Genomic DNA, 24,162 nt, shown 5'->3' with positions numbered 1-24,162 from the left:
CCGAGATGACGGCAGCAGACCCGTTCGACCCGGCCACGCTGGCCGCGCTGGCGGAGGGCATCACCGCCACCGCCGTGCACGAGGAGGGGTTCGTGAAGGCCACCGCCGGCCCGCACGGAGTGCTCGCCGAGCTGCAGGTCGAGGCGAACCTGCACGACCTCGGCGCCGCCACGGCGGCGGCCGAGATCCTGACGGTCATCCGTAAGGCGCAGGCGCAAGCGGACGCCGTGCTGCAGGAGCGCGTGCAGGCGCATGTCGCGGCGTCGATGTCGCAGTTCGGAGGCGAGCAGGCATGAACTTCGATTTCGACGCCTTGCGAGGTATGAACCCCGAGGACATGCTCCGTCGGCTGGAATCGATGAAGGAGCAGGCGGAGCAGCAGCTCGCGGCCTTCGAGGCGATGAAGGAGCAGATCGCGGCGATCACCGTGACCCGCTCTGACCCCGACGGCCTGGTGACGTTGACCGTGGGAACCGACGGCTACATCACCGATCTCGCCATCGACTCGTCGCTGCCTGGGCAGCAGTACCGCAGGCTCGGGTCGGTCATCATCGCCACCCTTGAGGAAGCGCGAGTTGAACTGCAGCAGAAGCTGATCGAGTCCGCACCGCGGTAGTGTCCGACGACCGGAGGGACCGTGAGATGGACCGGCAACAGATTCCGCTGAAGCGGCTCGCCAAGCTTTACGGTGTGGTGGTTCCGCCCGAGGAGGCCCGCAAGTTCTACCGCAGGCATGCGCAGATCAGCATCGGCGTCGTCTGGGGCATCAACCTCTGCTTCGGCATCGTCATGCTGGTCATGGCGTACGCAGGAGGGCTGCTGTGAACGGGCGATACCGGGGAGCGCTGAACCCGGAGGGACTCTCCCCACAGGAGGTGGCACGGTTGCGCGACCCGAGGCACCCCGTTCACCACGGCCTCGTCCTGCACCCGGTGCCGAACCTGATCTTCACGCACTCGGCAAGGCCGCACCATTGGGAACGCTACGTCTATATTTCGTGGTGGATGGCCAGGATCTTCGTATGGCCGCACTATACGCGCGCGCAGAAGTTCCTGCTGTTCTCAGGCATCATCTGGATGGTCCTGAGCTTCGCGGTGGTCTTCCCGCTGCTGGCCGACCGCCTCGGCTGAAGCCGTGAACGCCCCAGCCCGGCGGTCGGCTACCCGAGCGGCGCGCCCATCTGGTTCATGAAGTCGACCGGGTCGACCGCGCCGGCGGGGCTGCGGTCGGCGTTCAGGTGGGTTTCGTAGTGGAGGTGCGGGCCGCTGGAGCGGCCCGAGGAGCCGACATACCCGAGGAGCTGACCGGCCTGGACTACGTCTCCTTCCTTCACCATTGGGGCGGAAGTCATGTGGCAGTAGCGGGTCAGGTAGTCACCGGCGTGCACGATGTTGACGTACCAGCCGCACCCGGCCACCTCTGGCGACCCGTCCTGGTTGCACGAGTACGGCGCACCGTAGAGACTCGCGTTGCACTCGGAGGTGATCACAGTGCCCGCCGCCGCCGCGACGATGGGGGCGCCGCGCGGGGCGCCGATGTCGACGCCGTTGTGGGTCGGGCGCTGCGCGGTCCGGAATCCGGAGTTGATCGGCCCCTCGGCGGGGATGATCCAGCCCGAGGCGGAGAGCTCGCCGGAAGGGTTGCAGTTGCCGAGCTGCGTGTCGACCGCCGCCACGCGGCCGCCCCCACCGGTCAGCGTGTTGACGATCTCCGTGGCCTTCGGTTCGTGCTTGGCGTACGCGTTGGGGAACGCGGAGATCTGCACCTTCTGGGCCGCAACGGTGAGCGGCAGGGTCTCCCAGTTGTCGATGGTCACGAGCTTCTCGTAGAACTTCGTCGATGCGTAGACGGGGTCCTGGATCTGTTCGGGCGTGCCCCAACCGGAGGAGGGACGCTGCTGGAACAGGCCGAGCGAGTCGTGGTCGTTCCGGTCGCCGAGGTGGCCGTGGTTCGTCAGGCTCGACTCCTGCATCGCCGTCGCCACCGCGATGATCCAGCCGCGGGCCGGAATCTCGAGATCCTGTCCGACCGAGATGATGATCGCGGCGTTCTTGATCTCTTCGGCGGTGTACGGGGCGATCGCGGGGAATTCGGCGTTCGGGTCGACCGTGGAGTTCGTGCCGCAGCCGGCCAGCGTGACCGTGCCGTCCTCGCCCTTCGACTGGTCGGACAGCAGCTGCACGATCGAGACGACCGCGCCGAGGCAGCACACGCTGAGGACGGTGATGGTCCACAGCCAGGGCCGGAGCTTCTTGGGGACCTTGGGGGCCAGGGGTTCCGCGGAGCGTTCCTTCGCGGTGGTGTCGTCGCCGATGCCTGTCATGACTGCTCCCAGTCGATCGCCGACACGAGCCAGTCCAGCTCGGTCGAGTTGTTGGAGCCTTCAGTCATGGTGAGCGTCAGCGTGCCCGTGTCCATCGGGATGCCGACCTTCAAGCCATCGGGAACCGGTTCTCCGGTGATCTCCGTGGCGGGCACCGAGATCGGGTCGACGCCCTGCATCAGCTCTGCCTGATCGTCGGTGAGGAACGGGACGAGCGTGTCATACCAGCCGCTGGCGCTGTAGCCGTTCGGGTTGAGCCAGACCTCGGCGAACTCGACCGAGCGGTCGACCGCCTCCTGCGGCAGCTCCTCTTCGGGGTAGCAGTCGTCGCCGTCGCAGTTCTCGGTCGCGAGGCCGTCGTCCTCGGTGAAGGCCTCAGAGCTCGCTTCCGAACTCGAGCCTCCATTGGCGGTGTTGCCGCCGCCGTCGAGCGGCGTCTGCTTTCGTTGCGACGCCAGCGCGATCACCCCGAGCACGAGTACCAGGATGATGACGACGATCCCATAGCGGGAGAAGATGATCCGGAGGGCTCGGTTCATCGGTCACTCTTTTCTCGAAGGCCGGTAGACCTCTCCACCACCGGAGCCGCCGCCACCGCCGGACGTGCCCGTCCCGCTGGGGCCGCTGGCGCCGACCGGTTGGTCGGCGGCCGTCTTCTGCTCTGGCAGGGTGTCGGTGGTGCTGCGCGAGGTGCGGACCGTGTCGGGCACCTCTTCGGGGCGCACGTCGTCGCGGCGCTGTGCGATGCGCTGGCGTTCGCGGTCGGCCTCCCGATCGGCCTCGGTGGTGCGTCTGCCGAGGAACGAGTCGGCGACACCGCCACCTGCGACAAGTCCGGCGATGCGTCTGCCCGGTCGTAGGAGCAGCCACGCGGCGATACCTAGGAGTCCGATAAGGACGACCTGTAGCCAGACGGGCATCGTGGTGCCGAGGATGCGACTCGACGCCCAGATGTAGATGACCGCGGCCAGCGAGAAGATCGCGACGTTGATGATCGCGCCGAGCACCGTGTTAACAAGGCGTTTGAACGGTCCGCCTGCCGGGCGCAGCAGCGCGATCGTGCCGATGATCGGCAGGGCCACGATCGCGAAGCGCACGATCATGAAGCCAAGGATGATCAGGATCGACGCGGTCAGGTCGAAAAGCGAGAAGAAGATCGCGGTCAGAAGGGCGAGGAAGCCGGTGCCCGTGCGCTCCCAGGCGCGCTGGCCGCTGATGTTGGCGTAGGCCTCGGGGTCCTCGGTCTGGATTTGGGCGACCAGGTTCCGCCAGAGTTCCTGCTTCTCCTCGATGAGGTCGTTTCGGTAGGTGGCCGAATCCTCTGCCTCGGCCTGCTCCTCCCAGGAGAAGGCCTGAGCAGCGAAGAGCGCCGGACCGTACTTGTAGGCGGCGTTCGAGTCGGTGACCACCGGGTTGCCTTCGGCGTCCTCGACGACCTCGCCGTCACGCTCCTGGAAGGTGACCTCTTCGCTCTGGCCGAGCATGGTCCGCAACCAGTTCTGGTAGAGCACCTGGCCGGAGACGGTGTCGGAGGCGACCACGGCGGCGGTGCGGGTGTCGATGCAGAAGCCCTCGCCGTTGAGCTCCTTGAGCTCGTCGTAGCGGTCCTGGTCCATGCCGTCTTCGCGGATGCAGCCCTCGACCTGGTCGTCGTTGATGAGGACCGTGCTGAGGTTCATGCCGATGGTCAAGGCCTGGTCGGTGTACTCGGCGGCCTTGACCGGCCAGCGCACGACGGCGGTCACGAGCACGAGGATGAGCACGGCCCAGGCCACCGTCGTGACCGCGTTGTTCATGTCCGCTTGCCTTGAGCGCCAGAGCAGGTAGAGGCCGATGAGACCGACCGTGACCGCGCCGAACACGGTGAAGATCTGGCGGTACAGGATCTCGGTGCCGCGCTCCATGAACTCGTTGGACCAGCCCCACATGTTGTCGGGCTCCCAAGCGGCCTGGCGCATCGAGTTCGCGGCGCCGACCGTGGCGACCGACAGGTTGAACTCCATGTTCGCGAGGGCGTTCGCGGTGTCGGCGCCGTTGGGGATCGAGACGGCGTCAACACAGCCGCCGCCGATCGCCATCTCCTGCGAGCCGTACATCGGGAGCTGGTACCCCGCATAGCCGTAGCGGCTGTAGGTGCCGATGCCCTCGCTCTTGTCCAGGTTGCTGGGGTCGGCGAACCAGCCCGCCATGCCCGAGTCGGGCGAGGCCGGTTGGGGTGCGGCCTCACACTGCAGTTCCTGCCCCTTGGGCAGCTCGTCGACGCATTGGGACCAGTAAGTGTGCCACTCGTAGTCCGTGCACCCCTCCGCGTCGCCCTGCGCCCCCGCCATTCCCGGTGTGAAGACCAGAGCGCCGGCGGCCGCCGTCAGGGCGAGCAGGACCCGGCCGAGGCGGCCGGCCACGCGTGCAGCGAGGCCGGATCGGTGGGATGAAGTAGGAGGAGCAAGGTCGTGATCGGCGGAGGGGTCGGTCACTTCGCCTCCCCGGGCGTGGTGTTCAGGTAGTCGAGCAGGTTGCGGACCCAGCTGAAGTCGGCCCGGATGCGTTGGACGCGGCCGTCCACGTCGCGCATCACGAACTCGCGGTAGGGGAGTTTCTGCGTCTCGGCGGCGTCCACTTCGGATAGCGAGGCGAGGACGCTCTCGTAGCCGACACCCGTGGGCACGCGGAGCAGCTTCAGCGCCTCCTCTGCCACCTCCCGGTCCTCGGCGATGCGGCCGACGAAGACCGTGGAGACGAGGTTCTGGACGTCGAGGCCGAGGATGTCCTTCGGGTTCTGGGAGGCCACTAGCGCCGCGAGGTTCCACTTGCGGGAGTCGCGGGCGAGGCGGACCAGGAACGAGCGGCCGGACTTCCAGCCCTCCATGAAGTGCGCTTCGTCGAGGCCGACGAGCTTGCGGCGGTGCATGTCGCCGCCGTAGGCGCGGCGCACGGCCAGGCGGTGCGCGGTGTGGAGCATCGGCAGGGCCAGGGCCTCTTCAGCGCTCCAGTACTCGCGCTCGATGCCGAGGTCGGGCAGGCGCAGGCCGGACATGGTGATGACCGTGAGCGCGGTGTCGTCCTCGAGCACGCCCTTGTCGGGGCTGCCGAAGAACAGCTTCGCGAGCGGCATCTCCGCGGTGTCGAGCAGGAGCGCGGCGAGTTCGGCGCCGTCGCCGGTGACGTGGTCCTCGGCGTCCTGCAGCGACTCGACGATGTCCTCGATGGTCGAGTCCTCTTCGGCCGGCACGTGGCGGGCCGCGTGGCGCAGGAGGCGGGCCGTGCTCGCCTCGCGCTGGATCTGCGGCGGCAGGAGCATCGCGCAGATGTCCTGCACGAGCATGCGCCTTTCGCTGCGGGCGTTGGAGATGGCGATGTCGTACTCGCGCTGGCCGTCGGGGGAGTCCTCGAAGTGCTCGCGCCGCGGGGACGGGATGAGCGCGTAGGGCGCGAGGGTCCCGTACTCCGAGCCGGTGAGGTTGAGGACCCGCGAGAACGGCTTGAGCTCGGGCATCTCGCACAGCCGCGCGAGCGGGCCCGAGGGGTCGAGCAGCGTGACCTGGACGCCGCGGCGGGCCGCCAGGTAGCCGATCGCGCCCATGAGCGTGGACTTGCCGCCGCCGGGTTCGGCGACGAAGACCGAGAGGCCGGACTTCTCGCGGACCTCGGTGGCGAAGTGCATGTCGAGGAAGACGGGGCGGCGGCAGGTGCCCGCGGTGCGGCCGATGAGGTCGCCGCGCTGGTCGCCGACGGTCGACGCGGCCTGCGGCAAGGCAGCGGCGAAGAGCTTGACCGGCATGCGGCGGACGTACCCGGTCTGGGCGACCGGTTCGCCCGGGATGAACTCGCGGGCGAGCCAGTCCTGGTTCTTGGGGTGCTGGAGGCTGATGCGCATGTCCCGCTGGTACATCTGCATGAGCGTGCGGGCGCGCTCCAGGCATTCCTCTTTCGTGTCCGCGGTGACGGCGAGGCGGTGCCAGCCGTGGGCGCGGGCGGCGTCGATGGGGAGGCCGGTGGTCATCTCGTCGCCGACGCCGAGGGCGCGTTCGGCGAGGCGCTGGAGCTCCGGCGGGGCGTCCATCGAGTGCTCGTCGTAGTCGCGCTGCTGGCTGCGGATGAGGCGCAGGCGGTGGTCGAGGTCGCGGAAGGCCTCGCCGGGGCCGAGGATGTCGATGCGGCTGGAGAGCTCGACGGGCCAGGGGCAGCGTTCGTGGAAGTGCAGCCAGGGCTCGTGGCGCTGGGGGATCTCCAGCTCCTCCATGCGGCCGACGGTGAGGACCGCGGTGTGCTTCTCCTCGCCGGTGAGGCGGTTGACGAGCTTGACCGTCGAGCCGTAGGGGCTGCGGTAGCGCTCGATCGACTCGGTGAGGGCCAGGACGTCGCCGGACTCCCACTCGCCGTTCGATCCCGAGAGCAGGCGCGGCGGGGCCATGCCGAGGGCGACCGAGCGGTAGACGAGCCATTCGAGCTCGGCGGTGGTGGCGCGGCGGGCGCGCACGCCGAAGGAGCCGAGGACCTCGTCGAACTGGAGGCTGCGCTTCTCGATCTTCTCGCGCTCGGAGAGCTTGGTGCCGCGGCCGAACATGCGGCCGACCTTCTCGCCGAGCTGGTCCATGGTGCCGCGGCGGCTGAAGGTGATGCCGAGGAACGTCTCGCCCTCGGCGTGCGAGAGCTGCTGCAGGTGGCGCTGGGCGGCCACGAGGTGGTCGGCCCAGCTGGTGCCGCCGGGGACGGTGCGCAGCGGGCGGGCCGTGTACTGGTCGACGGTGCGGGCCCACTGGTCGGCCGGGAACGGCCGGGTGGTGCGGCGCAAGTGGACGCGCATGCCCGCGAGGCCGGCGAACTGCTCGGCGATGGCGACGATGAGCGCTTCGCGCTCGAGGTCGGGCCGGAAGGACCAGCGCACGCCGGGCAGCTTGTACCAGGCGGTGACCGAGGCGGGCGTGAACGTGGCGTGCCCTGCGATCTCGGTGAGGCTCAGTTCGCGGAGCGGCTGCTTCTCCTTGGAGGCCGGCAGCGGCTTGACGCGGGTGGGCTTCGGGTCGGTGGCGTCGAGGAGCGCGGCCTCGGCGCGGGCCTGCTTGACCGGGACGAGGTCCTGGCCGGGCACCCGTTGTGCACCCTTTTGTTCAGCTGCTGTACGACCTGTGGAAACATTCCCGCGCCGCTGGTCAACAGCCTGTGGATAACTCTGTCCCGGTTGTGGATAAATGCCGTTGCGCTGTGGATAACCCTGTGGATTTCCGCTGGTGGGAGCCTGTGGGTGACGCTGTTGATATCCCTGTGGATAACTCTGCGGATTCTGTGGATAACCCTGGGGATAACCCTGTGGACGACCGGTCGCCGGGGGTGTCATCGACGCAGGTGGCGAAGCGTGTCGTAGTGGGTCCACTGGGGACGGCGTGGCCGTGGGGCTCGGCTGCGTGGGGCTCGCGGCTGGAGGGGTCGCCGAGCGGTGCGCCTTGACCGGCTCCGCTTTACTCTGCTTCTTGACGGGCTCCGCCCGAAAAACAGCGTCGGCCAGCGCGGTGGCGTCGTCGCCGAGATCGCCGGAGGGCCGTTCCCGGTCGCGCACCGGCGCGGGCGGCCGGGGGGCGGAGAACTTGGCGACGGGCTGTCGGCGATCCTCGCCGCTCATAGGCGCTCCTCAGTACGGACTGGCTCCACGAGTGTGGGCCGCAGGCGGATCGAACGGGTCGTGAACGCCGGTATCCGCTTCTCGTCGCCGGCGTCCCGCGTGTGCTTCCAGTCGGTGAGCAGCGTGCGGACGACGGTCGTGGCGGGGCGGTCGGCGTCGACGTAGCGGAAGATCAGCGAGGTGGCGACGAGGGCGAGGGAGATCTCGATGGCGGGGAAGAGGTCCACGTCGCCGGTGAAGGCCCAGCGCAGGAACATGAACAGCCCCAAGAGCGCGGCGAACGCCCCGTACTGCCCGTAGGGGAGGTGGACCGGGAGGGTGTAGCCGGGAGGGCCGAGGTACAGCAGGCGGGCACGGTAGATGTCGTCGTCGGTGCGCAAGCGCATGGGCGTCCTCCGTCCGGCCTTACTTCAGGGGCGATTGGGGGCTTGCTAGTCCTCGGAGCTGAAGAGGATGTCGACCAGGCCGCTGCCGACGGCCACCAGGACCACGGCTCCAGCGATGAAGGCGATGCCGATGATCGCGATCGTGGAGGAGGTGAGCACGCGGCTGACCTCGCCCTTGTTGGAGCGCGCGATGAAGATGAGTCCCAGGATGGCCAGGAGGATCGGGGCGATCTTCGACAGGAAGAACCCGATGATCCCCTGCGTGTTGATCTCGGCGCCGGCCTGGGCGTGCGCGGCTACCGTCCAGAGTGTCTCGCTCATCATCGTTCAGTCCCATCCTTTCGTCACAGGAGTCACTGCAGTCTCACGTAACGCAATCTTCACTCATGTTTCTTGTCTCCCAACCCATTGCGGGGTCTGCCCTCATCATATGCCGCAGTGCTGACGGAACGCACCTTCGTCGGGCCGAAGAGCGACTGCAAGCGCTGCCACGAGACAGTGAATCTGATTCAGCCCCCGAAGGCAATCCGATGGACGTGATCACTCCGTGTCGGCAATCCGACACTAAACTCGGGGAGACCGGTGTCCTACGCTCGGAGACGGTCCGGCACCGCACAATAGAGCCCGGCGAGCCGGTACCGCCCGACACAACTCCATCCAGCCCACACCGCCGGCCACCAGGCCGAGCACCTACCTCGCGGAGACCAACATGGACTACATCGACGACATCGCCGGGCGGCTGACCGCCGCCGCGATCGCCTTCGCCGTCGCCGGTCTCGCCGTAGCCCTCCTCGCCGCCGCCGCCCTCGGCGGCGTCCGCGCCTCCGAGAAGTGGCCTTCCGCCCCCGTCCCGCGCCTCGGCCGCCCCGCCGTCATGGCCGGCGCCCTCGCCGGACTCGTCGTCTTCGCCCTCGCCGCCGCACTGTTCTCCCTGGCGCAGTTCGGGACCGGGCTCAACGCGAACCTCCGCGTCCTCCTCGCCGTCGGCGTCGACCTCGCGGCCCTCGCGGCCGGGCTGTGGTTGGTGAGCTACGTTGCGGGGAAAGTAGAGATGCGGACGCTCATCGCAGCGCCCGACCAGCCGGTGAACCCGCCGCCGATCCCGGTGTCGGGCGACCCGACCCGCTACCAGATGCCGGACTACACGGAGACCCCCATGGAACCCGAGCCGCAGGACTACCCGCACACCGCGCCCGAACCGCGCCACCCGCAGTACCAGGAGTACTCGGAGCCGCGCTCGCCGTACGCGCCCGACACCGCCGCCACCGGCAGCCTCCCCCGCTCCAAGGTCCCGACCATCCCCACCGACACCCGCCCCGGCTGGGTCTTCCAGGACCGCGGCACCGGCGCCTACTACGCCGCCGTCGCCCAGTCCCGCGGCGGCATCAGCCTCCTCGCCCTCGACGACTTCACCGTCGCCCGCACCGCCTCCCTCGTCGGCCCCCTCGAACTCGTCGGCTCCGTCGAAGCCACCGTCTGGCCCCTGGAGAACGGCGACAACGGCCGCACCGAAGCCGAAGCCGAACGCTGAAGCGCGACGACCGGGGACGCCGCACCTCCTTGTTACGCTGCCGAAGTGGCCCCGATCGACTACCCGTACACCGTCCTGCCGCTGGTCGGCTTCGAGTTCGCCCGCTTCGGCGAGCCGCGCTCGCGGCACCGCGCGACCCTGGGCGCCTTCGAGTCGTTCCAGCGCGACCCCGACTCGCCCGCACTGACCGACCTCTACCTCGACTCGCTCATGAGCCTCGACTACGACGAGCACGACCGGCTCGAGTTCATCGAGATCACCAGCAACGCAGCCGCGGTCGTGCACGTCGACGGCGTCCAGTTCGCCAACCGCCCGTTCGAGGAGGTCATCGGCCTCATGACCGAGCGCGGGCACCGCGTGGTCGGCCCCTACGGCGGCACCTACGCGATCCCCGCACTCGGCATCCGCTTCGGACCGACCTGGGACGACGAGAACGACCGCGAAGTCACCGACGGCATCAGCCTCGTCCCGCAGGAGACGATCCCGCAACTGCTGGCCTGGCCGCTTTCACGGCTCCGCAGGTCCCAGCCCGCGGGATAGGGTGGGTGCTGACTGACCGGACCGGGTCCGGCACCCCACCCGAAGTGAGCCACGCCCTTGAACGAAGCCGACCGGACCGTCTCCGACATCGACCAGTACGTGACGGTGCGGCTCGACGGCGACAGGATCGTCGTCGAAGTCTCGCCCGCCGGGTTCCGCCAACCCCCGAACGTGATCGCGAACCTGGTCACCGAGCTCGCCGGAACCCTGCCCCGGCCCGGCGCCGACGGCCGCGACGCCGTCGCCGCGAGCATCGTGGCGATCGGTCAGCTCCAGCAGGCCGCCGCGACCGGAGGATACGAGGCGTTCGCGGCCGCCATGCGCGCCCGTCTCGGCATCGAGAACCCCGTCGGCAGCCTCAGCCGCGACCCCGACTTCGACCGAACCATCGCCGCCAGCCTCGACGGCATCGTCAAATCCATGCGCGACTCCACCAACAGGAACCCCGAATCGCCCCGCGAAGCGCTCACCGCGGAGGTCTACACCGACGAAGGCGACATCGGGGTCACTTCCAGCACCGAGCGCGCGGTCGCCAGCGTCTGGATCGGGCCCACCGCTCGGAGCCGCGGTGTCGAGGGACTCGGGCAACGCCTGACTAGTCTCGTGGCTGAAGCCCGAAAAGCCCTGGAGAAGCTCGCCGACGACCGGACCCGGGAACGACTGCCCGACGACATCGTCAACGCCGTGGAGGAAGCCCCGGAGCAGGCCCAGGCCGCGGAGCGGCGCGGCATGAGCGTCATCGACGAGGCGACTCGGATGGCCGAGACGATGAAACGAAAGGCAGGCAACGCATGACCCGGAACTTCGACTGCGACTTCGTGTCGCAGATGGCCGCGAACATCGACGAGAAGGTGCTCCCCGTCCTCGAGAGCACCAACGAAGACCTGCCCGAGCTCAACGCGATCGACCGCGCCCTCTACACCGCGGTCATGCTTCCCATGGCCGCCGCGTACACCGTGGCCACCGCGACCGTCACCGAATGCATGTCCGGCGCCGCCGAGTGCTTCCGCGAGATGCGCACCGCCCTCGACGGCTGCGTCCAGGACATGCAGGCAGCCGACGAGGACTGCGCGACCGAGTTCGGCGGAAACTAGAGGAAGGGGGCCGCCATGTCCATGGGGGAAGCCGTCTACGACACCGGCGCGGCCATGTCGCCGTACTACAACGGCGTCATCAAATCCTGCGCGATCGCGATCGCGCCCCCGGCCCTGGTCTTCGGGCTCTCCGTCCAGATGCTGGCGGTCAAGATCTACCTCAACCAGTGCAACCCCGGCGACATGTTCAAAGCCGCCGGAGCATGGATCCGCTTGGGCGAGAAGAACTTGGAGGCGTCCAACAACCTCTCCGCCGAGGTGGACACGATCACCGACGACAACTGGTCCGGTGCCGACGCCGACGCGTTCAAGTCCTCCGCCGAAGGGGTCAACGCTCAGCTCAAGGAGCTGGCGGTGACCGCGTTCCTCATCGGCGCCCAGCTCATCACCCTCGGCGTCGCCTTGACCGTCTACTGGGGTTTCCTGGGGTACTGCACCGTGATCATGGCCTGCTGCCTCGCCTCCTACCTCGCCACCTGCTGGACCGGCGTCGGCGAGGTCGCCGCCCGAGCCAGCGCGCTGGCGACGGCGACGGCGCTGCTCGCCACGGCTGAGGCCTTCGAAAACGCGTTGAAGCCCATCATGATCGCCTGCACCGCCCTCACCGGGACGCTCACCGTCTTCACCTGGGGCTTCCAAGCGGGAGCGGGAAACAAGGCGAACCCGCTCGAGATCGCCGGGGCCTCCATCACCAACATGCTGGAAGGCTTCGCCACCTACTGGATCAGGAAGGTCTCGATGCCCGCGGGCAAGTTCGCGTCCGGCATCAATCCGGAGAACACCATCCAGGCCGTGTCCGGCATCTTCCCCACCTACCAGGGCGACGGCGAATGGAAGGGCGGCTTCCAAGGCGGCGGCGCCGGCCTCGGCATCGCCGACAGCCTCTCCAACCTGTGGCAGGACCACGCGCCCGAGGAACTCACCAATCCCGACGAGATCCAGTGGAAGTTAGCCCCGGCGGCGCGATGAGCCGCGGCCGCAGCCTGGCCGGGACGGCGGCGATGCTGGGGCTCGCACTCGTGGCGCTGCTGGCCTTCGGCCTGGTCCTCGCGCGGTTCATGGAGTACCGGGCGGCCGTGGACGGATCGGGCGGGACGCGCGGCACCGCCGTCGTGGAGTTCGCGCTGCTCTCCGGCAGCGGTGACACGACCTGCAAGGGCGAGTTCCAGCCGGACGGCGGCGGGGCCGGCGTCGAGGTCGACATCGTTGTACGGGGGCGCTGCGAGGAAGGCGAGCGGCTGCCCGCGGTCCTGGTCGAACCCGCCGCGTTCCACCCCGACTGGTGGGGGCGCCCGACCGCCTGGACGGCCGGGACGGGCACGGCCCAGCACCTCACTCCGGTGATCATGGTGCTCCTGCTTCTCGTCCTTCCAGTCGGGATCGCGTACTGGGCCACCCGGAAGCCATTGTGGCGGATGCTCAAGCGCGCCTTCGGGCCTTCACCGCGGTAGCGGCGCTCCCGGGAGGTTCGCCGCTGCGGACGATTCCCATCGAAGGCGTCCGGTTGCTACCGTGAACGCAACCGGTCACCCCTGACGCCGCGAGGTGCGAATCGATGAGCGACAACTCGATCGAGTCCTACGACGGACTCGACCCTGCCGCCCCGGCCATGGGTGCACCCGCGTTCGGCGACGTCCCCGTCGGCGGCGCCGCCCCACCGCCTCCTCCCGGCGAGGCCGAAACGCTTCTCCCGCCCGGCCGCCCCGCCTGCTCGAACCCCAACTGCGGCAACCCGACCGAGCACCCGGCCGAACTCGACTGGCAGCAGCTCGTCTCGGCCGTGCCCGTCGAAGGCCAGCTGTACCGCCTGCGCCCCAAGGAAGCCGGGATGGCGTTCCCGACCGAGGCCGACTTCCGCGCGGCCGTCGCCGCCGTCCGGCCCGAGCGCGCCGACGCGCACTCCCTCGAGCGGCTGCGCAACGCCTGGACCGACCAGGTCTCCGGTCGGCTCGCCGACTGGTCCGAGCGGATCAAGTCGAACCTGAACGGCCTCGCCGAAGGCTGGTCCGGCGCTGACTTCGAGGCCTTCGAGTCCGCCTGCGCGCAGACGCGCGAGCTCGTGGAGGACCTCGTCGACGACGTGGACGCCACCGTCGCCAACCTCCAGTCCACTGAAGAGTCCTTGTACTCGATCCAGGGCGGCGACTCCGGCGAGATTCCCTACCCAGCGCCGCAGTTCTGGATCGACGGCGACTGGCACAGCTGGGTGTCCGTGCACGTCAGGCCCGCCTGGTGGCACGGCGACTGCATCGAGTACACCTGCCAGGACGCCGAGCACGTGCTCGCCCTCGGCGGGGCCGAACCCGAACTCGCCACCGAGATCATCGACTACATCGACGAGCGCATCCTCCACTACATCGACTACTACGCCAGCCCGGTCAACATCGAGCGCGACGGCCTCGACCCCGCCAAGGGCCTCACCGTCGAAGAGGCCAAGGAACTCGCCGTTGCCGACGCGATGGACCACTACGGCACCCTCGTCGACCAGTCCTGGGGCGCGTACGACGCCCGCCAAGCCGAGTCCAATGAGGACATTCAGCAGCGCAGTGCGGACACCGGCGCCGAGGACCGCTCCGTGCGGACCGTGCGCAGCGACAAGGAGTACCCGCCCTCCGCCGACCCCGCCTACATGAACCTCGAGCCCCCGCCCATGGAGCAGCCCGCCGGCACCGCGCAGCCCATGGCCAGCGAGGACCCGTCCCTCGACCCGCCCGCCGGCGGGACCCCTGAGCCGACGCCCAAGGAACCCGCCCCGGACGACGAAGAGGAACCCGATGGCGGCCTCGCCAGCGGCGGTTCAGGCGCCGGTGGTGCCTTCGGCGGCGGAGGCGGCGGCTTCGGCTCCGCACCCGCCACGGGCGCAACCGGTGCCGCTCCCTCCATGGGCAGCGGCATGGGCAGCGCCGCCGTCGGCGCCGCAGCCGCGGGCGCCGCCGCTGCGGCTCCCGCCTCCCGCGCCTCCACCACGATGATGGGCGGCGGAGGCGGCGCCGGCGCCGGGCGCGGCATGAACACGGACGACAAGGAACGCGAACCCGACGTCGACCTCGTCGAGGACGAGAACATGTGGGGCTTCGTCAACGAGGACGACGACCCCTACGCGTAGAGAAGGATCCCCGACATGCCCACGCGCGCATTCGACCCGGCCGCGCTCGAGCGCTACCGGCAGTTCCTCGCCGAACTCCTCGAAGAGCTCGAGAACGAGATCATCCCGTCCCTCAGCGACGGCGACCTCAAGAAGGCCCCCGCCTTCGGCACCGCCCCCGGCGCCGCCGAGACCGCCGCCGTCGAATACGCCGACTTCCACGCCACCACCTGGCGCAACCTCCAATACCTCCGCGGCACCCTCCACGGCCTCATCGCCGGCCTCCAGACCGCCATCGACACCGGCGGCACCGTCGACCAGCAGATCGCCACCGACATCGCCCGCCTCACCGAAGGCGACGACCTCTACGCCTGACGCGACAGCCAAGGGCCATAAGCGATCACAGAATGCCCTTGCGCGACTCGCACAAGGCCGTGTGGAAGACCCTGCGGCAGCTCATGGCACCAAAAGTGAGCATCCATCATCTATAGTCGATTGCTGAATCTCCTGACGGACCGACTTCGGATTCCCCAGGCCACCATGTGGAACGGAGCAGCGATGGACAACCCCCTCGCGAACATCAGCAGCCCCGAAGATGCGCGAGCTGCTCTGGCGAACTGGAAGGAGCGGGCCGATCGGCTTGCCTCCGAATCGATCGCCGCCTCTGAAGCCGTGCAGGCGGTCACGGCTACCGGTCAGGACGACAACGGCACCGTGGCGGTCACCCTCGATTCCGCTGGGGCGATCATCGCGGTCCACTTCGAGCCCGCGCTCGCGCGTATGCAACCGCGGCACGCTGAGCGCCAGTTCATGCAGGCGTACACGAACGCCGGTCAAGCCCTGCTCGTGGCCGCCAGGGCCGCGGTCGAGGAGCGGCTGCCGCCGACCTCGCCCACTGCGAAGGCTCTTGTGGACAGTATCAGGATGCGCTTCCCCGAGCGTGAAACGGAGGCGTGACATGGCAGCCGACATTGACGTCGTCTCCGCGGAACTGGTCAGTCACGCCTCGCACATCGACGCGATCCGGGAACGGTTCGGCAGCGTCCTCTCCGCCATTGATTCGGTCTCGCAGAACGACGAGGCCTACGGCATCATCTGCCAGTTCCTGCCCCCGGTATTGGCCAGTCGCGAGGCAGATCAGAAGGAGCTCACGACGATGGCCCAAGAGAACCTCGAACTGCTCGCCCAGGCGCTGCGCGACACCGCCGCGGCATACGACGCCGCGGACGAGGCGGCTGCGGAGGAGCAGAATCAGCTCCTGAACGAACTGCAGTAGGCGGGCGCGTGTCCATGAGTGATCTCGTCGCCACTGAAAGCGATGTCCCGGAGCAGCTCGGCGCGGCCTTCGCCGGTGCAGGCATCGTCGAGTCTTACGCCGGGCTGGCCATGGCCATCGACTCCGGTTCCTGGATCGACGCCTCGGTCGCCGGCCTCGGTGCCGCACTGGAGACTGTCGGCGCGGTCATTGACCCGATCGGCACCCTAGCCTCTGCGGGAGTCGGTTGGCTCATTGAGCACGTGCAGCCGCTCCAAGACGCCCTCGACATGCTTGCAGGAGACCCTGAAGCCGTCGAAGCGAACGCGATGACGTGGGACAACATCGCGAACGAGTGCTTTGCGATGTCCGAGGAGATGACGGCGTCCCTCGCGGAGGTCGGGTCCTGGGTCGGCGTGGCCGCCGACGCCTACCGCGACAAGGGCGACGCGAACGCCGACGTGCTCGGCTGCGTCGGAGGCACCGCGCTGTCCCTGGCCACGGCTACGCGCGGCGCAGGCGAGCTGGTGACCATGGTCCGGGAGTTCGTGCGCGACTTCGTAGCCGAATGCATCGGGTCCCTGATCGCCTGGGCCGCCGAAGTCGCTTTCACTGTCGGTATCGGCGCGGCTTGGGTGATCCCCAAGGCGGTCATCAAGATCACCGAATGGGTGGGAAAGATCTTCGGCTGGATCACCGGCCTCATCGACTCCATCTCCGCACTCCGCGACCTCCTCTTCGGATAACAAGGGCCACCCCATGGGCAAACGGAACGGCACAGACGTCGATGTCGACACCGACACATCCCACACTTCGAGTCACCACCGCAGCCCCCTCCCCGGCAACGGACATGCGACTGACAGTGCGGAGACCAGAGACCGCATCGACGCCGCCCGCGTCAATACCGCCAACACCACTCCCAACACCGATACGACCACCACACCTGACACCGATACGACCACCCCCCCGCCTGACCGAACGGACGACGACGGGGACGGCGACGAGCGCCAGCCTCTTCCCCGCGACGAAGACGGCCGCCCCATCATCGAGCGTGATGAGAACAACAAACATGATCCCGATGATCTCCGGGAGCTTTATGAAGACCGCGACCCCGAGACGGGAAGGATCCCTGAAGACAAGCTTCCGGAGAAATGGGGGTACGACAGCAACGGGACCCTGCACGATGAGAACGGGTGGAAGGTCGCCCACCCCGACGAGCGGAATCAAAGTCTCCGAACCAAGTATTACCCGGACGGATTCTCACCGGAAACGCATCAAAAGATGATTCAAACCTACACTGTTGAGGGCCGCAAATCCGAAGGGGAGACCGGCACGATTCCAGCCGCGCAGGTGCCTGACGGGAAGCAGCCCGCCGACGGGTGGAAGACCGCGCCTCCGATCGATTACGAGGTCCGCGATGGTGTGCCGGTTGACACCTCGACCGGCAAGCCGGTGCCGCGCGAGCGTTTGACCTGGTCGTCAGACGCGGAAGGAAACAACCCGGTCCCCTACTATCGCGAGAACTCGAACGGACAGGTCGTCACGAACCTCCAGTACGACCACAACACTCCAGCCGCGCAGCATTGGCATGAGCACGGACACGATATGCCCTACGATAAACGAGCGGAATGGTTCGACAACCCCGAAAACCTTACTCCTATGGGTGCCAAGGAGAACGCAGGAAAGGGAGCGGAGAGCTCCAGCGGCGAACGCTACACATATTCCAAGACGCCGGGCGACAACTATACCGCCAAACCTGGTAGGTGATGAACGATGAGCATCCTGGCGAGGTTCCACCAGCATGTCCCGATGGTGCCTGTCCCAGGTATCCAACACGCCTGGGCTGTCGACGCGCCGGTAGTCGAGGTGCGCCGTTACTACCTCGCCAGGCCCGACGGTCAGGCGTTCTTCCAGATCAATGCTCGGACTTCGACGGATGAGGGAGACTTGCGGCGGTTCCTGCGGTTCGCGCAGAAGCATGTCCTGGATTTGTCAGAGGCGGTCCCCATGGTCGCGGTGGGCGGCCTGCGGCTCGAACACTACGGGTGCGACTCCGCAATAGCGGTCCTTCCGGCCGCAGCGGACTTCACGCCCACAGTGGGGCGCGATCCGCAGATCGACTCGCGCATCTACGGACTGTTTCCCGGCTGGCAGTGCGAAGTGTCCGGAACCGAATCGGAACTCGCGGCCTGCTATCGCTTCCGGCGTCGTATCGACTACCCGAACTGGGAGCGGGACCCGCAACCGTATATACGCATGGCATATGGATACCGCGACGCCGATGGAAACTCGCTTGCAGACAGCGGACTGTCAACGGTGGACATGAGCGATTCGACCTCGATTATCAAGCGGGTGTCCGAGGCCGAATCCGGCTGGGTGAGATGTGAGAACTACACTGGCAAGACCGTGCGTATCTCATTCGATCGGCGGCTCGGATTCATCTGGGGCGCCGGGGACGCGGAGATTCCCGTCGAACCCGGGGAGATCCGCTCCCGACTCTGGTCGTTCACGACAACAGGAAGGTAAGCCGTGTTTCTCAGGTCCGACTTCGATTTCGTCTCCCACAACGCCACTCGCGACGAGGTGATCGACCTTATCGACTCCCTCGGCCAGGGCGAGAACTCGATCGCACTGCTCGGGAGCGCAGTCCAGGTGTACATCCAGACCAACTACATGGCAGACACAGACCGGTTCGGTCTCGACTATCGAGCCGGCGGCCCGGGCCAGCACTACGAGACGACCGTGACGTCGAAGGAACTGGTGATGAGCGCGTTCTTGAGCTACCTCGCCGGAGACAACCAATGGCGCACCATGGTCGAGTGGAAGCGCGACACGCACTACGAAGCGATTCAGGGGTGAGCGATGCGTTTCCTCGATGACACGACCGTGCAGGAGTTCCTCGCAGGCGGCAGTCCGCGCCTGCTCGTCTTCGGCTCGGCCGCCGATCTGAGCAGTCAGGTCTTCGGCAGGCAGCTGGCGGAGTTCGAGCAGGAGACCGAGGGAGCGGTGGTCGTCGGTCTCATCGATATCGCCAAGGCTCCCTTGGCGGCCGCTGAATGGGGTGTGCGCCCCGCCAACCTGCCCGTGCAGGTCTTCTTCCAGAACGGCGTCATGCAGCGCGTCCTCCTCGGCGTCCGTTCGGCTCAAGGCGTCGCCGCCGAACTCGCCGAGTACCTCACGACCTCCTGATGAAACCCGCGTAGTTCGACCACTTCCGCGGGACCGTCGACCAGCGGATCGCCATCGGATTGCCCGCCTCACCGAAGGCGACGACCTCTGCGCCTGAACCCCTGGGACACAGCCACATGAGCGACCTCGAAGACCTCCGCGCGTTCTTCAACGCGCCTCGCTACACAGGGCCGGCCTTCGACTGGGAAGCCGCCAGCAAGGCCATGGGCGCGACCATCCCTGCCGACTTTCGTTCCCTCGTCAACGCACTCGGGCCCGGCCTGATCGGCAACGACACCCTGCTGCTCGCGCCCGGAGCTTCCCACCCCAGCTACGACCAGATCGCCATGCACAGGGAGCGCCGAGCGGGCCTCGACGAAATCTGGGAGTTCGAAGCCGAGGATCCGCCGGAAGAGCGCAGCAAGCCAACTGTCCTCGATGAGCCGGGAGTCCAGCCGATTCTCTGGGCCTCTTCAGGTCTCGGCTACTACCTCCATTGGATCGCAATACCAGGCCAGGATCCCTCGACCTGGCCGATCGGCGTGGACATCGCCCGGGGCGGTGAATGGGAGATTCTCCCCGGAACGGCCACGGAGCTCCTCCTCGGACTCCTCAGCGGCAAGACCGACAGCTTCTTCCTCGGCTACCTGCGAAAGCCAGAGCAGCACCGATTCACCCCGGCACCCTCCAGAGCGCCGCAACAGCAGTAGCGCGAGACGTGGTTTGCACTCCAGGTATATGTTGAGTGATCCTCAGATGGCCCAAAGTGGCTGGAGGCCACATGTTCGGAGAGGACGCGATCGCTCAGTAGCTCGCCGATGCCCGCGCAACCCTGAGCACGGCTATCAAATCCCCTGAGGCCCAACAGGTCGGGCACATGGTGGTCGATGGCGGCGACGGCTTCCTCCGCTTCACCTTCAACGTCGAGGGCCGCGTTGACAAGTTCGAATTCGCCCCCCGCATCATGCGCGTCGGCTCCGAGATCCTCTTCGGCGAGATCAAGAGCATGGTCAACGCCGCCTTGGACGAACGCGCCGAGGCCACAGGCACCGACGAACCCGTACCCGACCTCGAAGCGATCACCGAGTCCGCGGCCGAGATCCAGGACTACTTCCTCCGCCAGTTCCAGGCTATGAGCGCCTCGATCAGCGAGGTCATGGCGAACTCGGAACCTGACCCCTGTCAACCGCAGCGTCGGGTCGCAGATCATGAACAGTCTGAAGCACCTGCCTGACGGGACGACGTGCCAGATCGCCGTGTGCAGATCGTAAGAACTGGAGGATGAGCGTTCCACGGGTGCAACAGAAGATCTCGCAGGTGCGGGCGGCCATTCCTGCCGAGAAGAGCGAGCTGTGGACCCTGCCCCCCCCGGCCGATCTGTTCCCGAGTCGCCCGGATTGCCCCCGCAGATTCAGGTGCTGTAAGAGGTCACCTTCGCTCCGCGCTGCGGCTCGCTCGTCTTCTCGACGCCCGACGAGATCGCGGCCTCCCGAACCGAGGTGGTCGACGACCTCGCCGAATGGGGATTTGCCGAGTCGGGTCCGGAACATTGGGCGCACATCGCCAGGCGCGGAAACGCCTCGGTGTACCTCAACGAAGTGACCGGAGTTGTAGCCGCTACCAGCGCAGACGAGATCATGGCCGGTGCGAAGCAACTGCGCGTGCTGGCATCCGACCTGCTCGAGTTCTTTGACAGATTCGCGCTCGGGCCGGAGTATCCCGTGATCGACCAGGATCCGAAACTTACCTCTGTTTACTCAGGGGATGCGGAGGGATGGCTGGGAATGCTCGAGTCCGCCGGATGCGTGGACCCGCGCGCGCTGCGGCGAAGCTATGCTTCATCAACGTCTTGAACAGGGGATTTGCGGCGTACTTACGGGGAAGCACGGGTTGCGAGGCTTTGCTAACCTGAAATTGACCTGATACCCGTTACCCCGGCCCCGGAGGACCCCCAATGGCAGAGCGCAAGTTCGATCCTGACGCGGTAGCCCGGTACAGAGACTTCCTTCTGTATTGGCTCGAGGACGTCCTCGAGGCCGAGGGCGGCCCGATCTCCTCTATGAGGGACGGGGCGCTGAAGAAGGCGCCGGCATTCGGAACGACCTCCGAGGGCAAGGAAGCCGCGACCGCATACGGGACCTCGCACCAGACGGTCTGGGGGAACCTTCAGGCTCTGCGGCAATCGCTGTTCGGGATCATCCAGGCCCTCAACGCGGCTCTCGAAGGCAACGAGACCTCCGAGGCCTACAACGTGGACGACTTCAAGACCCAGTACGACGAATTCGCTTCGAGCAGTGCGGGTTACGCAGCCGGCGGAACTGCGACGACCGGCGGCGGCGACAGCGGCGAGTCGGGTGCTTCCTCGGACGACTACGCGAATGCGCTGGGATAGGCGCGTCATGAGCATCGAAGTAACTCACCAGCATCGAATTACTGCAAGGAGCGCTGAATGAAGATCCGCCAAGCAACCGGTACCGCTGCGGTCTCGCTAACGGCCTTGCTGATGCTCGCGGCCTGCGGCGGCAACGGCGACGATGGCGCCACTCCTCCGGGCAGCGGAAGCACCAACGGATCTGAAACGGCCTCGGCAGACGGTGGAGGAGACTCTGCGGTCTACGATGAAATCGCCAGCTGGGAGGACCCCTGCGAGGTCCTGGGCGGTGTCTACAGCGACCTGACCGAATCCCTCCGGGCCGCTTCAGTCGGGGAAGAGTTCGTCAGCGGTCCGATCGGCGTCGGCAATCCGACCGACGCCGCCAAGTGCTCGAACCAAGTGGTCTGGTCCGAGGAGACTGCGGACAACCCCGGCTCGGCCCGAGGCTATGTCGACCTCTGGGTCCTGCCCAAGTCTTCTGAGGAAGAGGCCTCCACACGCTATGCCGAATTGGAAGCGGACGCGCGGGAGCAGTACGGCGAAGAATTCGCGGAGCAAGAGGTCACCGGCTGGGACGAAGGCATTCTCTTCCTGGGCGACTATGGAGTCCGTGACGCCTTCAAGGTGTTCGTCCGCGACGGTTCATATCTGATTGCCATCACCCTCGAGACCGGCAGCTACCTCGTCGCAGATTCTGCGGGCAACAAGGCCGACTACACGGTGGAAGAGGCCAGGGACTACCTACTCGACGAGGCTCTGCCGGGTGTGCAGAGCGTCGTAAACGAACGACTGGAAGCTGCGGGAGTGAGCACCGGTGAGTGATAGAGGACCGACATTCGACGACCAGTTCGAGGCTGACACCAAACCCGTCAAGCTTGAGAATCTCGGGCATTCGGGCGACGCGCAGACACTCCAGAACATCAATTCGCAGTCGTCGAGTTCCACCTGCGGTGAAGACGGATGCCCGCTCAAGAACAACGTCGAGGTCGAGACCGCCTGGCAGAACCTGATGTCTGCTGTTCCCCGGGCTGACGACGCGGATGGATCGAACATCCGGCCGGAGAACGATCTCTCCCACGCGATCCCCGTCGATCTCGACCGCATCATCAGGTCCGTGCGTCCGGAAGGTGCGGCCGACCATGCACTGGACAGCCTTTCCACCGCATGGGATGACTCTGTCGTAATCCCCCTGGCTGATCTTCCCGGGCTCCTGCAGACATACACGACTCAGCTCTCGGAGGAGTGGACCGGCGACGACTTCGACGCGCTCGAGAAGAACGTCGAAGAACTGATCAAGATCGCCCAAGAAGTCGTCGACAGCTCGACCGAGATCAAGGACATGCTCTACCGCGAGTCCGGAGAGATCTATGCCGCCCAGGGCGGTCCCGAAGGCTTCATTCCGTTCCCCGCTCCGCAGCTGTGGACCAAGGAGCAGAACTGGTTCGTCGGTATCTTCAAGGACGATTACGTCCACTGCCGCCCCCCGTGGTGGACGGGAGGGCAATGCAACCACATCACCCCCGACTACGCACTCCAGATGGTCGGGTTCCCCCAGGGGACCATGGAAGAGATCAACGGTCAGATCGACAGCGCGACAAGGGAGCAGCAGGCCTCGAACCAGGCCTACAACGAAGAGGTGATGCGGTACATCGAGCAGGGCGGCAGCCCGATGGCGTACCCGCTCAAGAGCACCGACTGGGACGAGCTCTACATCGAGAACCGTGACAAGTACCTGCTCGAGAACGAAGACACCATGAGCCAGGTCAACACGGACTACGTGCAGGCCTCCGAGGACATCAACAACGACATCATCGGTCGCGAGTACAACGCGAACACCACTTACTCCACCCACCAGGACCCGACCACACCGAAGCAGCCCACCAGCGCAGCCGAAAACAACAACAACCTCACGCCGGGCGGCGGAGGTGGCGGCGGAGGCGGAGGCGGCATGCCCCCCGGAGGGGGTATGCCCTCGACCGACTACCCCGGAATGGACGAGCCTACGACCCCCGAATTCGATCCTGGCGGTCTCGGCGAAGACGGGGGCTACGAACCCAACCCCAACAAGGACTACACCCTGCCCGGGACCGGCGACTCGGACCCGTGGAAGCCCTCGACCCCTGACCTCGACGATCCGTCCGGTGGTCTGGCCTCCGGTGGCGGCCTCGGCGGTGGAGGAGGCGGCCTCGGTGGCGGTCTCGGCGGTGGTGCCGGTGGCGGCATGGGCGGCGGCCTCGGCGGCGGTGCTGGTGGCGGTCTCGGCGCTGGCATGGGTGCTGGCGGCATGGGCGGCATGATGGGCGGCGCCGGTGGCGGCCGCGGTGCCGGTGCTGGAGCCGGTGGTGGTCGCGGCGCCGGCGGTCGCGGTGCCGGTGGCCCCAAGGGCATGGGCCGCGGTGGCATGGCCGGCGGCATGATGGGCGGCGCCGGCGGCGGCCGCGGCATGGGCGGTCCTGGCGAAGACGGCCAGGAGTCCGGTACCTGGCTGACCGAGGACGACGACGTCTGGGGCATCGGCAACGAAGAAGAAGACCCCTACGCGTAGCGAGACTTGAACGGGGTCGGCGGATTGCATCCCGCCGGCCCCGTTCTCGTCCAGGTTCCGAAGCCTTATGTGGTATTGATCGGTCGCCTGACCTCCACACCGCTTCGGAAGCCTATGCGGCCCAAGCGGCCTCGCGACCTCATGAGCGCCTCGCCTTCAAGCAGGAGTGGATGGTCCGAGGGCAGTGGCCGACCAAGTTCGAGGAGGAGCGCGTTCGAGCGCTCGGCGCCAGGGACGAGATCCC

Annotated in this window: 31 protein-coding genes; 25 read left to right on the top strand and 6 right to left on the bottom strand. The window is 67.2% G+C overall.

The window, feature by feature from the left end; genetic code table 11:
- The first annotated feature begins 5 nt into the window (after nt 1-5).
- Genes AB0K52_RS20495 through AB0K52_RS20480 form a run of 4 tightly spaced genes read left to right on the top strand, consistent with a single transcriptional unit; the run spans nt 6 to nt 1,130 of the window.
- Nucleotides 6-296 (top strand): hypothetical protein, encoded by a 291-nt coding sequence (locus AB0K52_RS20495; RefSeq protein WP_363534626.1) that lies wholly within the window; start codon nt 6-8, stop codon nt 294-296.
- On the top strand, nt 293-616 hold the full coding sequence (locus AB0K52_RS20490; RefSeq protein ID WP_363534623.1) for a YbaB/EbfC family nucleoid-associated protein: 324 nt from the start codon (nt 293-295) through the stop codon (nt 614-616). The genes AB0K52_RS20495 and AB0K52_RS20490 overlap by 4 nt, the downstream gene beginning before the upstream one ends.
- 26 nt (nt 617-642) lie before the next feature.
- A complete protein-coding gene (locus tag AB0K52_RS20485) occupies nt 643-825 on the top strand; it encodes a hypothetical protein (protein WP_363534620.1) in 183 nt (60 codons plus the stop codon).
- Nucleotides 822-1,130 (top strand): hypothetical protein, encoded by a 309-nt coding sequence (locus AB0K52_RS20480; protein WP_363534618.1) that lies wholly within the window; start codon nt 822-824, stop codon nt 1,128-1,130. The genes AB0K52_RS20485 and AB0K52_RS20480 overlap by 4 nt, the downstream gene beginning before the upstream one ends.
- 29 nt (nt 1,131-1,159) lie before the next feature.
- Here the strand turns inward: AB0K52_RS20480 and AB0K52_RS20475 are convergent, their stop codons facing one another.
- The 6 genes from AB0K52_RS20475 to AB0K52_RS20450 all read right to left on the bottom strand — a co-directional run bounded on the left by AB0K52_RS20475 (nt 1,160) and on the right by AB0K52_RS20450 (nt 8,650).
- Nucleotides 1,160-2,323 (bottom strand): M23 family metallopeptidase, encoded by a 1,164-nt coding sequence (locus tag AB0K52_RS20475; protein ID WP_363534615.1) that lies wholly within the window; start codon nt 2,321-2,323, stop codon nt 1,160-1,162.
- Nucleotides 2,320-2,862 (bottom strand): hypothetical protein, encoded by a 543-nt coding sequence (locus AB0K52_RS20470; protein ID WP_363534612.1) that lies wholly within the window; start codon nt 2,860-2,862, stop codon nt 2,320-2,322. Before AB0K52_RS20470 ends, AB0K52_RS20475 begins: the two co-directional genes overlap by 4 nt.
- A 3-nt stretch (nt 2,863-2,865) precedes the next feature.
- On the bottom strand, nt 2,866-4,725 hold the full coding sequence (locus AB0K52_RS20465) for an MFS transporter (protein ID WP_363534609.1): 1,860 nt from the start codon (nt 4,723-4,725) through the stop codon (nt 2,866-2,868).
- A gap of 68 nt (nt 4,726-4,793) precedes the next feature.
- The gene (locus tag AB0K52_RS20460) at nt 4,794-7,940 is read right to left on the bottom strand and encodes an ATP-binding protein (protein ID WP_363534606.1); all 3,147 of its coding nucleotides are present in this window, start codon (nt 7,938-7,940) and stop codon (nt 4,794-4,796) included.
- Complete coding sequence (locus AB0K52_RS20455; RefSeq protein WP_208499294.1) at nt 7,937-8,326, bottom strand: hypothetical protein; 390 nt, start codon at nt 8,324-8,326, stop codon at nt 7,937-7,939. Before AB0K52_RS20455 ends, AB0K52_RS20460 begins: the two co-directional genes overlap by 4 nt.
- 45 nt (nt 8,327-8,371) lie before the next feature.
- Nucleotides 8,372-8,650 (bottom strand): hypothetical protein, encoded by a 279-nt coding sequence (locus tag AB0K52_RS20450; protein ID WP_363534603.1) that lies wholly within the window; start codon nt 8,648-8,650, stop codon nt 8,372-8,374.
- A 385-nt stretch (nt 8,651-9,035) separates the two neighbouring features.
- Between AB0K52_RS20450 and AB0K52_RS20445 the strand changes: the two genes are divergently transcribed.
- From AB0K52_RS20445 to AB0K52_RS20345, 21 genes are all read left to right on the top strand, one after another.
- Nucleotides 9,036-9,857 (top strand): hypothetical protein, encoded by an 822-nt coding sequence (locus AB0K52_RS20445; RefSeq protein ID WP_363534600.1) that lies wholly within the window; start codon nt 9,036-9,038, stop codon nt 9,855-9,857.
- Between the two features lie 45 nt (nt 9,858-9,902).
- Nucleotides 9,903-10,397 carry a hypothetical protein gene (locus AB0K52_RS20440; RefSeq protein WP_363534597.1) on the top strand — a complete coding sequence of 165 codons (495 nt, stop codon included), beginning with the start codon at nt 9,903-9,905 and terminating at the stop codon, nt 10,395-10,397.
- 57 nt (nt 10,398-10,454) lie between these two features.
- Nucleotides 10,455-11,192 (top strand): hypothetical protein, encoded by a 738-nt coding sequence (locus tag AB0K52_RS20435; RefSeq protein ID WP_363534594.1) that lies wholly within the window; start codon nt 10,455-10,457, stop codon nt 11,190-11,192.
- Nucleotides 11,189-11,491 (top strand): hypothetical protein, encoded by a 303-nt coding sequence (locus AB0K52_RS20430; protein WP_363534591.1) that lies wholly within the window; start codon nt 11,189-11,191, stop codon nt 11,489-11,491. Before AB0K52_RS20435 ends, AB0K52_RS20430 begins: the two co-directional genes overlap by 4 nt.
- Before the next feature lie 15 nt (nt 11,492-11,506).
- A complete protein-coding gene (locus AB0K52_RS20425) occupies nt 11,507-12,460 on the top strand; it encodes a hypothetical protein (protein WP_363534589.1) in 954 nt (317 codons plus the stop codon).
- Nucleotides 12,433-12,942 carry a hypothetical protein gene (locus AB0K52_RS20420; protein WP_363534586.1) on the top strand — a complete coding sequence of 170 codons (510 nt, stop codon included), beginning with the start codon at nt 12,433-12,435 and terminating at the stop codon, nt 12,940-12,942. Before AB0K52_RS20425 ends, AB0K52_RS20420 begins: the two co-directional genes overlap by 28 nt.
- A gap of 104 nt (nt 12,943-13,046) precedes the next feature.
- The gene (locus tag AB0K52_RS20415; protein WP_363534583.1) at nt 13,047-14,597 is read left to right on the top strand and encodes a WXG100 family type VII secretion target; all 1,551 of its coding nucleotides are present in this window, start codon (nt 13,047-13,049) and stop codon (nt 14,595-14,597) included.
- 15 nt (nt 14,598-14,612) lie between these two features.
- Nucleotides 14,613-14,951 (top strand): hypothetical protein, encoded by a 339-nt coding sequence (locus tag AB0K52_RS20410; protein WP_363534580.1) that lies wholly within the window; start codon nt 14,613-14,615, stop codon nt 14,949-14,951.
- Between the two features lie 183 nt (nt 14,952-15,134).
- Nucleotides 15,135-15,533, top strand: a complete 399-nt coding sequence (locus tag AB0K52_RS20405) for a hypothetical protein (protein ID WP_363534577.1) — start codon at nt 15,135-15,137, stop codon at nt 15,531-15,533.
- Nucleotide 15,534: 1 nt separating this feature from the next.
- Complete coding sequence (locus AB0K52_RS20400) at nt 15,535-15,852, top strand: type VII secretion target (RefSeq protein WP_363534574.1); 318 nt, start codon at nt 15,535-15,537, stop codon at nt 15,850-15,852.
- A 14-nt stretch (nt 15,853-15,866) separates the two neighbouring features.
- Entirely contained in the window at nt 15,867-16,577 is a 711-nt protein-coding gene (locus AB0K52_RS20395) for a hypothetical protein (RefSeq protein WP_363534571.1), read from the top strand.
- 13 nt (nt 16,578-16,590) lie between these two features.
- Nucleotides 16,591-17,598, top strand: a complete 1,008-nt coding sequence (locus AB0K52_RS20390) for a hypothetical protein (protein WP_363534568.1) — start codon at nt 16,591-16,593, stop codon at nt 17,596-17,598.
- A gap of 6 nt (nt 17,599-17,604) precedes the next feature.
- Nucleotides 17,605-18,357 (top strand): hypothetical protein, encoded by a 753-nt coding sequence (locus AB0K52_RS20385; protein WP_363534565.1) that lies wholly within the window; start codon nt 17,605-17,607, stop codon nt 18,355-18,357.
- 3 nt (nt 18,358-18,360) lie between these two features.
- On the top strand, nt 18,361-18,690 hold the full coding sequence (locus AB0K52_RS20380) for a hypothetical protein (RefSeq protein WP_363534562.1): 330 nt from the start codon (nt 18,361-18,363) through the stop codon (nt 18,688-18,690).
- A gap of 3 nt (nt 18,691-18,693) precedes the next feature.
- Entirely contained in the window at nt 18,694-19,020 is a 327-nt protein-coding gene (locus AB0K52_RS20375; RefSeq protein WP_363534559.1) for a hypothetical protein, read from the top strand.
- 116 nt (nt 19,021-19,136) lie between these two features.
- Nucleotides 19,137-19,709 (top strand): hypothetical protein, encoded by a 573-nt coding sequence (locus AB0K52_RS20370; RefSeq protein ID WP_363534556.1) that lies wholly within the window; start codon nt 19,137-19,139, stop codon nt 19,707-19,709.
- A gap of 167 nt (nt 19,710-19,876) precedes the next feature.
- Nucleotides 19,877-20,233 carry a hypothetical protein gene (locus tag AB0K52_RS20365; RefSeq protein ID WP_363534553.1) on the top strand — a complete coding sequence of 119 codons (357 nt, stop codon included), beginning with the start codon at nt 19,877-19,879 and terminating at the stop codon, nt 20,231-20,233.
- 265 nt (nt 20,234-20,498) lie between these two features.
- A complete protein-coding gene (locus AB0K52_RS20360; protein ID WP_363534550.1) occupies nt 20,499-20,852 on the top strand; it encodes a hypothetical protein in 354 nt (117 codons plus the stop codon).
- Between the two features lie 101 nt (nt 20,853-20,953).
- Nucleotides 20,954-21,391, top strand: coding sequence for a hypothetical protein (locus tag AB0K52_RS20355; RefSeq protein ID WP_363534547.1), 438 nt, complete (start codon nt 20,954-20,956; stop codon nt 21,389-21,391).
- A gap of 57 nt (nt 21,392-21,448) precedes the next feature.
- The gene (locus AB0K52_RS20350; protein WP_363534544.1) at nt 21,449-22,195 is read left to right on the top strand and encodes a hypothetical protein; all 747 of its coding nucleotides are present in this window, start codon (nt 21,449-21,451) and stop codon (nt 22,193-22,195) included.
- Nucleotides 22,188-23,918 (top strand): hypothetical protein, encoded by a 1,731-nt coding sequence (locus AB0K52_RS20345; protein ID WP_363534541.1) that lies wholly within the window; start codon nt 22,188-22,190, stop codon nt 23,916-23,918. The genes AB0K52_RS20350 and AB0K52_RS20345 overlap by 8 nt, the downstream gene beginning before the upstream one ends.
- The last annotated feature ends 244 nt before the right edge of the window (nt 23,919-24,162 follow it).

It is taken from the genome of Glycomyces sp. NPDC049804 (assembly GCF_040674615.1).
In the GTDB taxonomy this organism is placed as follows: Bacteria; Actinomycetota; Actinomycetes; order Mycobacteriales; family Micromonosporaceae; genus Glycomyces; species Glycomyces niveus.
This window is presented reverse-complemented; position numbering and strand designations above follow the sequence as displayed.